General features: G+C 50.9%; 14 protein-coding genes and 2 tRNA genes. 10 read left to right on the top strand and 6 right to left on the bottom strand.

Annotation, left to right across the window (positions count from 1 at the left end; translation table 11 throughout):
* The first annotated feature begins 68 nt into the window (after positions 1-68).
* Genes hrpA through P0D43_RS10425 form a run of 3 tightly spaced genes read left to right on the top strand, consistent with a single transcriptional unit; the run spans position 69 to position 5527 of the window.
* Positions 69-3938 carry an ATP-dependent RNA helicase HrpA gene (gene hrpA / locus P0D43_RS10415; RefSeq protein WP_394672375.1) on the top strand — a complete coding sequence of 1290 codons (3870 nt, stop codon included), beginning with the start codon at positions 69-71 and terminating at the stop codon, positions 3936-3938.
* A gap of 27 nt (positions 3939-3965) precedes the next feature.
* Entirely contained in the window at positions 3966-4730 is a 765-nt protein-coding gene (locus tag P0D43_RS10420; protein WP_341236402.1) for an EI24 domain-containing protein, read from the top strand.
* Positions 4731-4744: 14 nt separating this feature from the next.
* The gene (locus P0D43_RS10425; RefSeq protein ID WP_159570113.1) at positions 4745-5527 is read left to right on the top strand and encodes a molybdopterin-binding protein; all 783 of its coding nucleotides are present in this window, start codon (positions 4745-4747) and stop codon (positions 5525-5527) included.
* A gap of 88 nt (positions 5528-5615) precedes the next feature.
* Here the strand turns inward: P0D43_RS10425 and P0D43_RS10430 are convergent, their stop codons facing one another.
* On the bottom strand, positions 5616-6170 hold the full coding sequence (locus P0D43_RS10430) for a phasin family protein (protein ID WP_341236435.1): 555 nt from the start codon (positions 6168-6170) through the stop codon (positions 5616-5618).
* Positions 6171-6320: 150 nt separating this feature from the next.
* Between P0D43_RS10430 and P0D43_RS10435 the strand changes: the two genes are divergently transcribed.
* Both P0D43_RS10435 and P0D43_RS10440 read left to right on the top strand, forming a co-directional pair.
* Positions 6321-7280 (top strand): histone deacetylase, encoded by a 960-nt coding sequence (locus tag P0D43_RS10435; RefSeq protein ID WP_341236401.1) that lies wholly within the window; start codon positions 6321-6323, stop codon positions 7278-7280.
* A 135-nt stretch (positions 7281-7415) separates the two neighbouring features.
* Positions 7416-8297: a serine hydrolase gene (locus tag P0D43_RS10440; RefSeq protein WP_394672376.1), complete on the top strand. Its 882-nt coding sequence runs from the start codon at positions 7416-7418 to the stop codon at positions 8295-8297.
* 1 nt (position 8298) lies between these two features.
* On the opposite strand, the gene P0D43_RS10445 is transcribed toward P0D43_RS10440, so the two are convergent.
* A complete protein-coding gene (locus tag P0D43_RS10445) occupies positions 8299-9099 on the bottom strand; it encodes an IclR family transcriptional regulator (RefSeq protein ID WP_159570117.1) in 801 nt (266 codons plus the stop codon).
* Between the two features lie 138 nt (positions 9100-9237).
* On the opposite strand from P0D43_RS10445, the gene P0D43_RS10450 reads away from it, so the two are divergent.
* Both P0D43_RS10450 and P0D43_RS10455 read left to right on the top strand, forming a co-directional pair.
* Positions 9238-9978, top strand: coding sequence for a (Fe-S)-binding protein (locus tag P0D43_RS10450; protein WP_159570119.1), 741 nt, complete (start codon positions 9238-9240; stop codon positions 9976-9978).
* Positions 9979-9995: 17 nt separating this feature from the next.
* A complete protein-coding gene (locus P0D43_RS10455) occupies positions 9996-11405 on the top strand; it encodes a LutB/LldF family L-lactate oxidation iron-sulfur protein (protein ID WP_394672377.1) in 1410 nt (469 codons plus the stop codon).
* Positions 11406-11408: 3 nt separating this feature from the next.
* Here the strand turns inward: P0D43_RS10455 and P0D43_RS10460 are convergent, their stop codons facing one another.
* The 4 genes from P0D43_RS10460 to P0D43_RS10475 form a co-directional block, all read right to left on the bottom strand.
* Complete coding sequence (locus P0D43_RS10460) at positions 11409-12458, bottom strand: quinone-dependent dihydroorotate dehydrogenase (protein ID WP_341236398.1); 1050 nt, start codon at positions 12456-12458, stop codon at positions 11409-11411.
* Between the two features lie 63 nt (positions 12459-12521).
* Positions 12522-13259 carry an arginyltransferase gene (locus P0D43_RS10465; RefSeq protein WP_159570123.1) on the bottom strand — a complete coding sequence of 246 codons (738 nt, stop codon included), beginning with the start codon at positions 13257-13259 and terminating at the stop codon, positions 12522-12524.
* Complete coding sequence (gene aat, locus P0D43_RS10470) at positions 13246-13974, bottom strand: leucyl/phenylalanyl-tRNA--protein transferase (protein WP_394672378.1); 729 nt, start codon at positions 13972-13974, stop codon at positions 13246-13248. The genes P0D43_RS10465 and aat overlap by 14 nt, the downstream gene beginning before the upstream one ends.
* Entirely contained in the window at positions 13971-14537 is a 567-nt protein-coding gene (locus tag P0D43_RS10475; protein WP_159570127.1) for an NUDIX hydrolase, read from the bottom strand. The genes aat and P0D43_RS10475 overlap by 4 nt, the downstream gene beginning before the upstream one ends.
* A 190-nt stretch (positions 14538-14727) precedes the next feature.
* Between P0D43_RS10475 and P0D43_RS10480 the strand changes: the two genes are divergently transcribed.
* The 3 genes from P0D43_RS10480 (at position 14728) to P0D43_RS10490 (ending at position 15173) form a co-directional block, all read left to right on the top strand.
* A tRNA-Ala gene (locus P0D43_RS10480) sits at positions 14728-14803 on the top strand.
* Positions 14804-14819: 16 nt separating this feature from the next.
* Positions 14820-14895 (top strand) — tRNA-Glu (locus P0D43_RS10485).
* A gap of 68 nt (positions 14896-14963) precedes the next feature.
* Positions 14964-15173, top strand: coding sequence for a hypothetical protein (locus P0D43_RS10490; protein WP_394672379.1), 210 nt, complete (start codon positions 14964-14966; stop codon positions 15171-15173).
* The last annotated feature ends 83 nt before the right edge of the window (positions 15174-15256 follow it).

Raw genomic sequence — 15256 nt, forward strand, 5'->3', positions numbered from 1 at the left:
CGTGCAGTCCAGTCTTCTCGCTGTTTTTGCCCGATTTGATCGGAATTTGAACCCAATATTGGTTATTTGTGTTGTCAAAAGAACAAACCCTCCTGTCGCCACTCGAAATTCGTTACCCCGAAGAGTTACCGGTTTCCCAACGCCGCACTGAGATCAAGCAACTGATTGCAGAGAATCAGGTTGTGATTGTGTGCGGTGAAACAGGCTCAGGCAAAACCACACAATTGCCAAAAATGTGCGTGGAATTGGGGCGCGGCCTGAATGGGCAAAGCATTGTGCACACCCAGCCACGCCGCCTGGCCGCCACAGCCACGGCCAAGCGAATTGCACAGGAACTGAATTCCGAGATTGGCCAGTGGGTGGGTTTTAAAATTCGCTTTCAAGACCAATCCAATGCCAGTACGGCGGTGAAATTGGTGACCGATGGTATTTTGCTGGCTGAAAGCCAAACGGATCCACTGTTCAAGAAGTACGACACCATCATTATCGATGAGGCGCATGAGCGCAGCCTGAATATCGATTTTCTGCTGGGCTATTTGAAGGATGTGCTGGGCAAACGCCCGGATTTGAAGTTGATCGTCACCTCGGCCACCATTGACGCCGAACGTTTTTCAAAACACTTCGAGAATTTGCAGGGCAAACCAGCCCCGGTTATTGAAGTGTCTGGCCGCTTGTACCCGGTTGAGCTACGCTACAAAGACCCCAACGACTTTGACACCAGTCGCAGAAAAAATGCCCCTGTGAATCCCGCTGATGAGGTGGACGAAGACGCCTTTCAAGCCGCCACGCTCGACGCTGTGGAAGAACTTTGCCGCGAGGGTCAGGGCGACATTCTGATGTTTTTACCCGGCGAGCGTGAAATTCGCGACATGGCAAATTTCCTGGGCAAGAACATGCGTCAAACGCTGGAAATTTTGCCATTGTTTGCGAGGCTTACTGCGCAGGAGCAAGAACGTATTTTCAAACCCAGCGGGCGCAGGCGCATTGTACTGTCCACCAACGTGGCAGAAACCTCGCTCACTGTGCCGGGCATCCGTTATGTGATTGATTCTGGTGTGGCCCGTGTGAAGCGCTACAGTTACCGCAACAAGGTTGAAATGTTGCAGATCGAGCGAATTTCCAAGGCATCGGCCAACCAGCGGGCAGGGCGTTGCGGCAGGGTTGCAAACGGTGTGTGCATTCGTTTGTACGCTGAGTCTGATTTTGCCGGTCGTACTGACTACACCGATCCGGAAATTCTTCGCTCATCATTGGCCTCCGTTATTTTGCGAATGAAAAGCCTGCACCTGACCGAGGTGGAGGACTTTCCATTTTTGCAGCGACCAATGGGCCGCGCAATTGCCGATGGTTATCAGTTGCTCAGCGAGCTGAATGCGCTGGACGATGCCGGCCACTTAACCAAAATTGGTCGGGCCTTGGCCAAACTGCCTTTGGATCCACGCATTGCCCGAATGTTGTTCGAAGCCAGCCAACGAGGCTGTTTGAATGAACTGCTGGTGCTGGCCGCCGCCTTGTCAATTCAAGACCCGCGCGACCGTCCAATTGACGCACAAGAAGCCGCGGACAATGCTCAGCAGCAATTCGACGATGCTGAGTCTGATTTCATGTCGTTTCTTAAGTTATGGAATTTTTATATTGATTTAAAAGAAAAAGGATCAACAAATCGTGAGATGAAAAACACGCTTCAGCGCAAGTTTTTATCTGCGAACCGGCTGCGGGAATGGGGTGAGGTTCACCAACAGCTCACCGCCATGGTGAAAGACCAAAAATGGACATTGAACGCCACACCGGCCACATACGACCAAATCCATTTGGCATTAATGGCCGGTTTGCTGGGCAATATTGGCTTGAAACACGAGACTGATCCGGTCTATCTGGGCGCACGCAGCATCAAGTTTTCAATCCATCCCGGTTCCAACTTGTTCAAGAAAGGCGGCAAGTGGATTATGGCAGCCGAGCTGGTTGAAACCACCCGGCTGTATGCCCGCAGTGTGGCCAAAATTCAGCCTGACTGGATTGAGAAAGTGGGCGCGCATCTTGTGAAACGCAACCACAACAATCCGCACTGGGAGAAGGGTTCTGGCCAGGCGGTTGCCCTGGAAACCGGCACTATTTATGGCTTGCCGATTTATTCCCAACGCCGCGTTAGCCTGGCCCGTTTCAATCAGGCAGAGGCACGCCGCTTGATGATTCATGAAGGTTTGGTGCCCGGGCAGGTCAAAACGAACGTGCCGTTTTATGTACACAACCGCAAGCTGATCGAAGACCTGGAAAAACTGGAGCACAAAGCCCGCCGACAAGACATTTTGGTCGACGAGGCCCTGATTGCCCAGTTTTACGACGACAAGCTGCCCGCAGGCGTCTACAACCAGCAAACCCTTGAAAACTGGGCGAAACAAGCCAGTAAGGAAAACTTGGCCGCGCTTTGTCTGAACAAGCAAGATTTGCTAAGCAAGAAAGCAGGGGACATTACCACCGAGTTTTATCCCAAGAAGCTGGAAATGGGTGGCTTGGCATTTGACTTGAGCTATCACTTTGAGCCGGGCAGCCCGCGAGATGGTGTCACCTTGACCATACCGTTAATGCTGCTGAACCAAGTGAATGCAGGGCGCACCGAATGGCTGGTGCCCGGTATGCTGAAAGAAAAAGCCTTGCTGTTGCTGAAAAGCTTGCCGCAAAAACTTCGCCGTCATTGCGTACCGGTGCCGCAGTTCGCTGAAAAATTTGCTGAAGCACACTTCGATTCCAAGCTGTATGACAAACCCTTGCTCGAGCGCCTGCGCGATTTCGTGGCCAGCGAAACGCCAGCCAGGCCTTTGTTAAGCGATTTTCGTATTGAAACACTGCCGCCGCACCACTTCATGAACTTCAAGTTGGTGGACGAGCATGGGCGTCAGCTGGACATGCAACGTAGCCTGTCCGCCTTGAAGGCTGAGTGGGGCCGCAAGGCGCAAGAAAGTTTTAAAAGCTCGGACGTGGTGGAGCAGGTACGGGCGCAAGTTGGATCGGGTCAGGTGCAGCCCGGCAACACCAAAACCGAATCGGCCAAGACGCCTGTGTTGAGCAACAATGCCTTCAACGACAAACCCATCACCGACTGGAGTTTTGGCAGCCTGCCCGACATGCTTGAAATCAAGCGAGGCGGCCAAACCTTTTTCGGATACCCCGCCCTGAAAGACATGGGCGACCATTGCATTGTGGAAGTATTTGATGAGGAAGACATTGCCCGCAAAGTTCATCTGGATGGCGTGCTTCGGTTGTTCAATATTGCCCTGAAAGAACCCTTGAAGTACCTGACCAAAAATCTGCTGGATTTTCAGAAGGTGGCCATGCTGTACATGCCCTTGGGGTCATCGGATGAGCTTCAGCAGCAGTGGATCAAGCTGACCTTGATGCGCAGTGCATTGGCTGCGGGCCTGCCTGCTACGCAGGATGAATTCAATGCCAAAGTGCTGGAAGCACGCAGCCGAATGAATTTGATTGCGCAGGAAATTGGAAAAATTCTCCTGATAATACTTAATGAATACAGTGCATTGAGCAAGAAACTTCAGTCGTTGTCTAAATCGTTTCCAGAATGTGTGGCCGACATTCAAAATCAACTTAACTGGCTGTTGCCCAAAGGATTTTTGCTGAAAAAACCTTGGGAGCAGCTAACACACTACCCACGTTATTTGAAGGCTGCTCAAATTCGCCTGGAGCGGGTACGCAATTCAATCGACCGCGACAAGCAACTGATGAAAGATGTCATGGATCTTCAATTACACTGGGTCCGTGCTTCCTCTCAACTCAAGGGCCAAGAGGACGAAAGTCTCAGCCAGTTTGCCTGGCAATTGCAGGAACTTCGCGTATCCCTGTTTGCCCAAGAGTTACGTACACCGATGCCGGTGTCTGTAAAACGGTTGCAAAAGGCCTGGGAAACCATGGCCAAGCGTCAGTAACAGTCCTCCACGATAAAAGGAACATGTATGAACAATGCAATGTCGATACTTTTTAATGCACTGGTGGATTCTTTCAGACCCAAAATGTTGATGCTGACCTTGGTATCGGTGGCAATCGCATCCGTGTTCTGGTTGGTGATCATTTGGTTGTCGATTGATCCTTTGGTCAGCGCTGCAACCTGGGCATTGGGTTATCTGGGTTTTGATTTTTCCGCCGATGCATTGGCAACCGATGCTGCATTCATGGGCTGGCTCAAGTTTATTTTGGTGCCATTGGCGGTGTTTGGCTTGTTGTGGCCCATCGTTGCAACCTCTGCTGTGTTGCTTGCTGGTTTGTACGTCACGCCACCCGTGGTTAGTTACCTTACCGACAAAGAATTTCAGGGAATTGAAAAGAAAGGCGATTCCGGCATGGTGATGAGTCTTTGGGTCACTTTGAAAGCAGTCATTATTTTTCTGATTGCGTGGATCGTGACTTTGCCCCTGTGGCTTATCCCTGGCATGGCGTTTGTATTGCCTATTTTGTTGACAGCCTACTTGCTTATGGCCGTGATGCGTTTTGATTCGCTGGCTGGCCACGCCACCAAACTGGAAATCAAAGAAATCAGAAGGCGCGACAGCACATCGGCCTGGTTAATTGGTTTGGTTTGCGCATTCTTAAGTTTCATTCCTCCAATTTTGTTGATCATGCCCGTGATGTCGGCTTTGGCTTTTACACGTCATTACATGGGCGCACTGGCTCACGTGCGGCAAGACAAAGTGATCGACATGCCCGTGATTCAATCTAACTAAAAAAAGAGCACAACATGGCAGTACCTAAAATTGGTTTGATTGTGGTGGGCGACGAAATTCTGTCAGGTTTGCGACAAGACAAACACATACCCGCCGTGATTGAACGGCTTGCAGCGCGTGGACTTCACTTGTCATGGGTGCAAATGGTGGGGGACGATCGTGAATTCCTGGCCGACACCCTGACGCGCTCATTTGCAAGCAAGCACATTGTTTTAAGTTGCGGCGGCATTGGCGGAACCCCCGATGACCACACACGGCAAGCAGCAGCCCAAGCCTTGGGGCTGCCAATTGTTCGCCACGAGGGCGCGGTGGAATTGATTCGCCAGCGTTGCGAGGAAAGTGGACAGCCTCTGGACGAGTTTCGCTTGCGCATGGCCGATTTTCCTGCCGGTGCCAGCCTGATTCCAAACCCGTACAACCGCATTGCAGGTTTTACTGTGGGGCAACATCACTTTGTGCCAGGCTTTCCCGTTATGGCTTGGCCCATGATTGATTGGGTGCTGGATACGCTTTACCCGCAATTTCACCACCTGGAACTTGAATACAAAAAAGCGTTGTTGTTGTTCAACACGCCAGAGGCCCGAATTACGCCGGTAATGGAACAGCTTGAAGCGGCTTACCCTGATTGCAGGTTATATAGCCTGCCCAGCGTTGGGAACAACAAACTGGCACGTCACATTGAGTTGGGTGTGAAGGCTCGGGGCAATCTTGGCAAGAAGGAAGTTGTCTCGAATGCATTTACCGAACTGGTGAAGATTCTGGAAAACATGTGTTGTGAATTTGAGTTGATCAAATAAAAAAAAGCCTGCCACAAAAGAGGGCAGGCTTTGAGAATTCGTTCCAGGAGGAACGAGGAGACATCTTTACAGGCAAATTAGCTTGCGATCAAGCTGCTTTGCGGGCCTTTGTAGTGGCTGTGTTGGTGGCCTTGATGGTTGCCTTGGTTGCGGCTTCCACGTTGGCTTCTGCCATTTCAACAGCTTGTTTGGTGGCCTTGCTTACGCTGTCGTAAGCAGTGTTTGCTGCGGTAATTGCTGATTTCATCAGTGCTACAGCACTTTCTGAGCCGGCAGGCGCATTTTTGCTGGCTGATTCAAACAGCTCAACGAATTTTTTGTTGTTCTCAGACACTTGCTCTTCAACCAGCTTGGCCGCTTCAGAAGCGATGCCAGAAGACAGGGAGTACAGGTCTTTGCTGTAGGAAACAGCTTTTTCTGACAAGGGTTGTGTAACTGATGTTGATACCGCAACGAAGTCTTGAATGTCTTTTGCAGAAGACAAGGCTTTAACGGCCTCAACACTATCTTCCATGTAGGCTTTAACAGCGTTAAGATTCAGTTCAACTACTTTTTCAACGTTGCTGAACGATTGCTGGCTAAGACCCAGGATCTTTTCAAGGTTGGCTTTTTGAACGTCAAGAAATTGTTCGGGGGTCATCATCATAGTTTGCTCCGTCAGGTTTCGTACCACTAGGGTTGTTTGTCGAACACCGATTGATGCGGTGCACAAATTGAATTCTACCGAAAAAAAATCTCATGTCAATAAAAATGTTGCATTGCAATAATTCGATTTGCTTCTGTTGTATTAATCATGATTGACGCGTTCTACACCGATGAGTTTGTGCTGCCTTTGCCCCCGGGCCATCGGTTTCCAATGGAGAAATATCGAATTCTCCGGGACAAAGTGTCTTTAAGTGCCTGTTTTGCAAGGCTATCTATTCCAGACGCAGCCACGCCCGGTCAATTGGCCTTGGCGCATTGCCCAAACTATATAGAGCGTATAGAAACGGGCAATGTTTCGAAAGATGAGCAACGAGGCATCGGTTTTCCCTGGTCAGATCGAATGGTGGAGCGTTCCCGAAGGTCTGTGGGAGCCACCGTGGCTGCTGTTCGAAGTGCGCTGCAGCACGGTGCTTCTGTTAATTTGGCAGGGGGTACTCACCATGCCAAGCGCAGCAAGGGCGGTGGGTTTTGTGTATTCAACGATTTGGCAGTGGCTGCGCGTGTTTATCAAACCGATGCGATTGCATGGTTAAACTCAGCCCAAAACGGGGCAATCTCATCCCGTGGTGGTCACCACGTGCTGGTGATTGACCTGGATGTGCATCAGGGCGATGGCACAGCCGAAATTTTGAGAAACGACCCCAGTGTGTTTACTTTTTCGATGCACGGCGAGAAAAACTATCCTTTCCAGAAAGAAAAAAGTGACCTGGACATCGAATTGCCCGACGGAACTGGCGATGCTGAATATCTCACACTGCTGGATAAGTCTTTATCCCGGATTGAGCAGGGTTTTACGCCCGATCTTGTTTTGTATGTCGCTGGGCTTGATGTTCATCAAGCGGACCGTTTGGGCAAACTGGCCCTGAGTGACGATGGTATCGAGCAACGCGATCGAATGGTTTTGCAGTGGGCTCAAAAACGTAAATTACCCGTGGCGGCGGTCATGGCCGGTGGATACTTTCCCGATCTTGATCATTTAACAGACTTGCAACTCGGGGTCATTGAACGTTTGGCCGAATACAGTCAACAACATCAAAAACTACGCTAGGCAGGTAGATTTAAGAAATCGCTCGAATTAGATGACTTAAAACCCTGTTATCACTCGATCTGGACCCTTGGCGGTTCAGCTAAATCTGCGTAGAATTCAACGAAACATTTGTTCAAATAATAAAGACAAAGCACCATGATCTATCAAGCATTACTTGGCTCAACACTTCTTGCTTTTTCCATGGTGTTCAGCTATTCAGTTCAGGCAGCGCCCGGCCAGGCCGAGAGAGTCAATTTGAAAGAAGCGCACGACCCGCTTTCTCTCAACAGTTCGGTCGCCTTGGTGGCAGATGCTGATTCTCTTGAAGTGCTTTATGCCAAAAACCCATCCGCAGTGGTTCCCATCGCATCGATCACGAAAATCATGACCGTGGTGGTGACGCTAGAGGCAGGGCTTGATCTGGATGACGTCATCACCATAACAACAGACGACATCGACTACTACAAAAACACCCGCTCACGCTTGAAGCCCGGTAGTGAGTTCACCCGCCGCGAGCTTATTCATTTGGCGCTCATGGCTTCCGAGAATCGTGCGGCTTCCGCACTTGGACGTAGCTATCCCGGTGGTTTGGCAGCCTGTGTATCTCAAATGAATCGTCGTGCGTCTTCACTGCAAATGCTCAATACCAATTTTGCGGAAACCACAGGTTTGTCGGTTGAGAACAAATCAAGCGCCAACGATTTGGCGCGCATGGTGCTCCATGCTCAGCGTTTCCCTTTGATTCGCCAATTTTCGACTGATCCGCAATTTTCTGTGCAGTCGGGTAAAGGGCAGTTGAACTTTCGAAATACCAATCGCCTGATCAAAAACAAGGAATGGGATATTCAGGTTCAGAAAACTGGCTTTATCAATGAAGCTGGGCGCTGTCTGGTCATGAAAGCGCGCGTTGGGGATCGTAACTTGGTGATCGTACTGCTTGATGCTTTGGGCTCTCAGGCCCGATTCGCTGATGCGGAACGTATTCGAGAGTACGTCATGGCCGTGGCGCCCAGTGCCGCCACGTACGTCACAAAATAGGTTAAAGCCTGAATCGCCCGCTAGGTGGGGTCACGCGACCCTGCCAGCCTAGCGATGCGCTAATTCTTTGCGCTGTGTGAATTAACTCCTGAAGCCAGTCTTCCTGAATTCGGTCCGCAGGCGCAGAAATGGACAAACCCGCAATCAGTTTGGATGAATCATCATAAATGCCCGCCGCCATGCAGCGAACGCCCATTTCCAGTTCTTCATTGTCCCGTGCAAATCCTTCCGTTCTTACCAGCAGCAGTTCTTTTTCCAGCTTGTCGAGTGTAGTCAGGCTATTTAACGTGGTGCCGCGCAAAGTCGTACGGTCCGAATACAGCTTTAAATTCTCTGGCGATTCACTGGCAAGAAATAGTTTCCCGGTGGAAGTAAGGTGCAAAGGGGCACGACCGCCAATGGCTCGCACCACCTGCATGCCCGAGCGCTCGCTGTAAGCGCGATCCACATAAACAATTTCGTCACCCTGTCGAACCGATAAATTCACGGTTTGCCCGGTCAGGCGGTGCAGTTTGCGCATTAACTCCAGGGCAGCATCACGCACGTTCAAGCGGGCTTTCACCAAATTGCCCAATTCGAGCAAACGCATGCCAAGTCGGTACAAGCCAGGGTCGGTGCGGTCAACCAGTCGGCAAGCCACCAGATCATTCAAAATCCGGTGTGCTGTGGAAGGGTGCAGCTTGGTATCGCGGGCCAAGTCTTTCAATGCAACAGGGTCCTGGTGTTCAGCCAATGCGTCCAGCAATTGCATCATTCGTTCAATCACCTGAATACTGGTGCGTCCAATCGACTCTTCGCTCATACGGGGTAGTTCCTTTTCATGCAGTGGGAAGTTTAAACCATATTGTGAAATACGTCACTCGTTATGGTTATCACTACTGGCTTGAAAGCGGCTTGCTGCATACACTTGAGTGGCTTTTAGATTTTTTGGGGAAATGCCTTGCGCGTCGGTTTGTTTGTTACCTGCCTCGTGGATTCCATGCGGCCTTCAATCGGTTTCTCAACCATCGAATTGCTGGAGTCGGCAGGTTGCGAGGTCGTGGTGCCTCAAGCTCAAACCTGTTGTGGACAGCCAGCCTGGAATTCTGGTGACAAAGAAAGTACGCACAAACTTGCCCAGAAGTGGCTTGCGGAGTTTGAGCAGTTTGACTATGTGGTTGCCCCATCGGGTTCTTGTGCCGGCATGACCAAAACCCACTACACCGAGGTGTTTAAAAACGATCCCGATCTGAAAATTCGAGCCGCAAGGCTTGCTGCACGGACCTATGAGCTCACGGATTTTTTGGTCAACGTGTTGGGGGTGGACAAAATCAAATTGGGTGTGTCGGAACTTAAGCAGGTTACTTATCACGATTCTTGTAGTGGGCTGCGCGAGTTGGGTGTGCAAAAGCAACCCCGTACCTTAATTGGAAAAATGGGCGGCGTAGAAATTCTGGAAATGAAAGACAGTCGGCAATGTTGCGGTTTCGGCGGTACCTTTGCCTTGAAATACGGTGAGGTGTCCAGCGCAATTTGTACAGACAAATGTGAACAGGTTAAAGCCACCGGCGCACAGGCTGTGGTGCTTGGCGACTTGGGTTGTATGTTGAACATTGAGGGACGATTGCGCCGCATGGGTGACAACACACAAGTGTTGCACGTGGCCGAGTTGCTCACGGGCCGAAAGCCCGGTCAAATTTAAAGCGGGGCAGTAACACCATGCAAGTACAAAGCATGTTTTTTGAGCGCAAGGCAAGCGAGAAGTTGAATGACCCACGCTTGCAGGAAAACCTCAAGCGACTTTCATCCAAGTTTGTAAATGCGCGTGCCACCAGCATTCTTGAGCTTGAGGATTTTGAAGGCACACGTTCAGCGGCTGTGGAGATTCGCAACCGCAGCATCAAAAATCTGGATGTGTGGCTCGAACTGTTTGAGCAAAAAGCAGCCGAGACTGGCGCCAAAGTTTTGTTTGCACGCACGCCACAAGAAGCGGCCCAATTAGTCGTAAAGATCGCCAAAAAGCACAACGTGAAATCGGTGATTAAATCGAAGTCAATGGTGACCGAGGAAATGGCGCTAAACAAGGCGCTTGAAGCTGCCGATGTGAATGTCCGCGAAACTGATCTGGGCGAGTACATTCTTCAGATCAATGACAATGAGCGGCCCAGCCATATCATTGCGCCAGTGGTGCACAAAGACAAGGAGCAGGTGGCAGATCTGTTTGAGAAGCACCACCATTTGCCACGAAAGACCGACATTGCTGAAATGACTCGTGAGGCCCGTGAAATTCTGCGCCCCCAGTTCTTGGCGGCCGATATGGGTGTCACTGGCGGCAATTTCGTGATTGCTGAAACAGGTTCTGTGGCCTTGGTAACCAACGAAGGCAACGAGGGCATGTGCACCATCAACCCCCGCGTACATGTCGCCATTACCGGTGTAGAGAAAGTGGTGCCCACGCTTGAGGACTTTGCCACCTTGATTCGCCTTTTGCCGCGCTCGGCAACCGGACAAAGTATTTCAAATTATGTGTCGTTGTTGACTGGCCCGAAGCGCGAGGGCGACCTGGACGGTCCCGAGCACATGTACTTCGTGATTCTGGATGGGGGTCGCACCGGCTTGCTGGGTGGTGAGTTTGAAGAAATGCTTCGTTGCATCAAATGTGGTGCCTGCATGAACCATTGCCCCGTGTACCAGAAAATTGGCGGGCACGCCTATGGGTGGGTGTACCCGGGCCCCATGGGTTCAGTGCTTACACCGAGCTACACAGGCATAGAAAAGGCGCTTGATTTGCCGCAAGCGGCTACTTTGTGTGGCGAATGCCATGTGGTCTGCCCAGTAAAAATTCCGCTACCCGATTTGCTTCGCAAGCTGCGCGAGCAGCAGTTTTCGCGTGGTTTGCGGCCGTGGCAGGAAAAAGCGGCATTCAAGGTTTGGGCGTTTGTGGCGCAACGACCAAGCTTGTATCGCTTGCTGTCACGTATCGGTATCAAGGCCATGGCGTGGTGGGGTAAACGCAAAGGCGGAATTCACAGTTTGCCTGGCGCCAGTGGTTGGACCGATCAACGTGATTTTCCGGTGCCCACCGGAGAAACTTTCTCGAATCTGTATCAGCAACGCAAGAAAAAATAAGTATTATTTTTTCAGCAGGTGCGGTTTACAGTTCATGCGTATGGTGGCTGCGCACTCGGTCACCAGCTCAGGACCTTTGTAAATCAGCCCGGTGTAAATTTGAACCAACTTTGCGCCGGCGCGAACTTTTTCTACTGCATGCTCGCCGCTGGAAATTCCGCCCACGCCGATAATTGGAATGTCATCGCCCAGTTCGGCGTACAAACGTTTGATCACGTGGGTTGATTTCTCCAGTACGGGCGCACCGCTCAAGCCACCTTGCTCGTCGCCATGTGCAAGGTTTGCCACCCTGGTTTTGTCGATCGTGGTGTTGGTCGCAATCACACCGTCAAAGCCGAAATGGATGAGTCGCTTCGCAATGGCGTCGATTTGATCGTCGTCCAGATCGGGCGCAATTTTCAATGCCATGGGTTTGTACAAGCCGTGTTCATCAGACAGTGCTTTTTGTTTTTCTTTCAGAGCGCCCAGCAAAATGTCAAGGCTGTCACCACCTTGCAAATCGCGAAGATTTTTGGTGTTGGGTGAGGAAATATTGACTGTAATGTATGTGGCGTAGGGGTAGATCGCTTCCAGTGCCTTCAAATAATCGTCGGCAGCATTTTCCACTGGGGTAATCGCATTTTTTCCAATGTTGATTCCCAACACGCCTGGGTAGTTACTGGCTTTTACATTTTGTATCAGCGTGTCAACACCTTCATTGTTAAAGCCCATCCGGTTAATCAGCGCATCGGCTTGTGGCAGGCGAAACAGGCGGGGTTGCGGGTTACCAGCTTGTGGCTTGGGGGTCACTGTACCGACTTCGAGAAAACCAAATCCCATTAAACCCAGTTCGCTGATGTAGGCCGCGTCTTTGTCCAGCCCGGCCGCCAGACCCACGCGGTTCGGGAAATCGATCCCCATGACTTTCACAGGGTCGGCCACGGCTTTGGGCGAAAAAAGTTTCAGCAAACCCAGCTTGCGCAACATTTGCAAATTACTGAATGTGACGTGGTGAGCTTTCTCGGGATCGAGCGCAAACAGGGCAGGGCGAACAAGCGAATAGGGCAGCAGCATGGCGGTTCTTAAACACCGGTAAATTGGATGAACAGCCCGCATTGTAACGGGGAATTCAGGACCTTATGGGGCGCTTGGCTCAGGCAGGGGCTGCCACAAATTGTCTTGAAGAATTTCTGCGGAGGAAAAGCGGGCCTTGTAGGCCATTTTCTCGCTTTCTTTGATCCAATAGCCCAAATACAGGTAGGGAAGTTCCAGGTCTCGGCATTGTTCAATTTGCCAAAGCACGCCGTAGACGCCCAGGCCGCTGCGCTCGTCGGGGTCGAAGAAGGTATACACCGAGGACAGGCCATCAGTAAGAATGTCGATGATCGACACCATCATCAATTTACCTTCTGGGTTTCTGAATTCCACCAGGCGTGAATTCACGCGGGTTTGCAACAGAAATTGAGAATACTGCTCGCGACTGTCTTCATCCATTCCGCCGCCATGGTGCCTTGCAGATTGGTATTTCAGGTAAAGCGCGTAATGTTCGGAATTGAAGTGAAGGCGCTGCACGCTTGGTTTCAGGCTGGAAAATGATTTTGACGTGCGGCGTTGACTGCGGTTACTTTGAAATTGTGACACCTTCAGGCGCAGCGGTTTGCACGAGTTACAGCCATCGCAATGGGGTTTGTAGGTAAACAGCCCGCTGCGACGAAAGCCCATGCGCACCAGTTCACTGTACACATCGGCGTTGATCAAATGGCTGGGGGTAGCCACCTGCGATCTGGCCAATCTATTGTCCAGATAGCTGCAGGGATAAGGTGCAGTCGAGTAAAACTGCAATGTGGAGAAGGGCAGTTCCTTAGGTCTGGTCATACGTCCATTTAAGTTCGCGAGGTTCCCAATTCAAGGTGGGCTGAACAATGGAATTCACCATTTCAGTCTCAAACACCTTTCTGCTTACCGTACGGGCCCCCATCGATATCAAGTGTCCGGTGGCTTGCTGGCAATCAATTATGTGCACATTCTGTGATTTTAGCCAATACACAAAATGAGCGAAGGCTACTTTGGAGGCATCGGTTTTCGTGGCAAACATGCTTTCACCGTACACCATCTTGCCCAAGGCTACACAATACAGGCCGCCCACCAATTGATCGCCTTCCCAATATTCCACCGAGTGGGCCAGGCCTCGCTGGTGAAGCACGGTGTATGCGGCAATGACTTCATCTGTGATCCAGGTGCCGTCTTGTCCTGGGCGGGGCGCTGCACAGGCCTGCATGACTGCTGTAAAGGCTGTGTTTAAACGAATTGCGCTACCTGGGGTGCCTTGCATCTTCCGTATGGCTTTTGCCAGTGACCGATGCAGTTTGAATTCAGCGGTGTAAAGCACCGCTCTGGGCGATGTGCTCCACCAAAGTACCGGTTCGCCTTGGGAGTACCAGGGAAATATGCCACGGGCATAACTTGCTTCAAGCCAGTCTGCATTGATCTCCATGCTGGCTGCAAGCAGCCCTGGAGGGTAGTCCAATGCCTGGCTTGTGCCGGGGAATTCGCTTGGTGAGTCTAGCCAGGGAATAGTGGTTTTTGTCATCCGGCCTTGAATTGCGAATCAGTCCAGTCTGTGTGGTCGAATACATCACCTGTATGCAGGGAATAGCGCCCGGCTTTTCTGTCTGCAAAAAACAGGGTGAGTGTTTTAGATACGGTTTTGAAAGCCAGCTCATCCCATGGAATTTCATTTTCTGAAAACAATTTCACATCCAGGCTTTCTTCACCTGCGCAAAAGGTAGAGGTAGGCATCTCGGCGCGGAAAAAGATGTGAACCTGTTCGGCCCGGATTACATCAAACATGGTGAACAGGGGGCCCAGTTCAATTTTGGCGCCAGCTTCTTCCCAGGTTTCTCGTGCTGCGCCCTGGTGCGTGGTTTCGTTCAATTCCATGAAGCCTGCTGGTAGTGTCCAGAAGCCATAACGGGGTTCGATAGCCCGCTTGCAAAGCAGCACCTTGCCCTGATAAGTCGGAATGGTGCCAACTACAATTTTCGGGTTCACGTAGTGAATGGCCCCGCACCCAGGGCAACAGCTGCGTTCGCGGTTATCGCCGTCTGGAATTCGGAGTTCAAGCTGGGTGCCACATGTGCTGCAGTATTTCATTTGTTGTTTGCTTCTTTTTTTTGAAAAAATCACTTGCAGTGTACCCGACAAATATGTGTATAATTCGGGCTGCTCAAATTGCTGAGGCAATGCAGGCAGAAGGCAAAAAGAATTAAAAGTTTTGTTTAAAAAGTATCAGCTGTTTGTTGACAAGTTAAACGAAATAATTAATAATCTCGGTCTTCGCTTCGGGGGTATAGCTCAGCTGGGAGAGCGCTTGCATGGCATGCAAGAGGTCAGCGGTTCGATCCCGCTTACCTCCACCAAAGCACACAGTTTTAGGTCCCCATCGTCTAGAGGCCTAGGACACCGCCCTTTCACGGCGGTAACACCGGTTCGAATCCGGTTGGGGATGCCAAATTTGGCACAAAACGCCTCTAACCCACAGGGTCAGAGGCGTTTTTCATTTACGGCTTCGAGGCGACTATGCGTCCAATCTTGAACAAAGCAGTACTCTTCTCTCTGGTTGTCAGTACCTTGCCTTTCATTCAAGGTTGCGCGGTGGTCAGTGCCACAGCTGGCGCTGCCATTTCAATCACTGGTGCGGTTGTCTCTACGGGTATTAAAGTGACCGGTGCCGTTGTTGAGGCTGGCATTGATGCTGTCAGCGATGACGATGACGATCTCGACGATTAAAATCCCGAATCAAGCTTCAAGTTTTCCTATCGTTTACCCCCGCAACTAGGGGAAATCCGAACTTATTTGCTGCGTCTTGGTCT

The sequence above is a fragment of the Limnobacter sp. genome (genome assembly GCF_043511195.1).
In the GTDB taxonomy this organism is placed as follows: domain Bacteria; phylum Pseudomonadota; class Gammaproteobacteria; order Burkholderiales; family Burkholderiaceae_B; genus Limnobacter.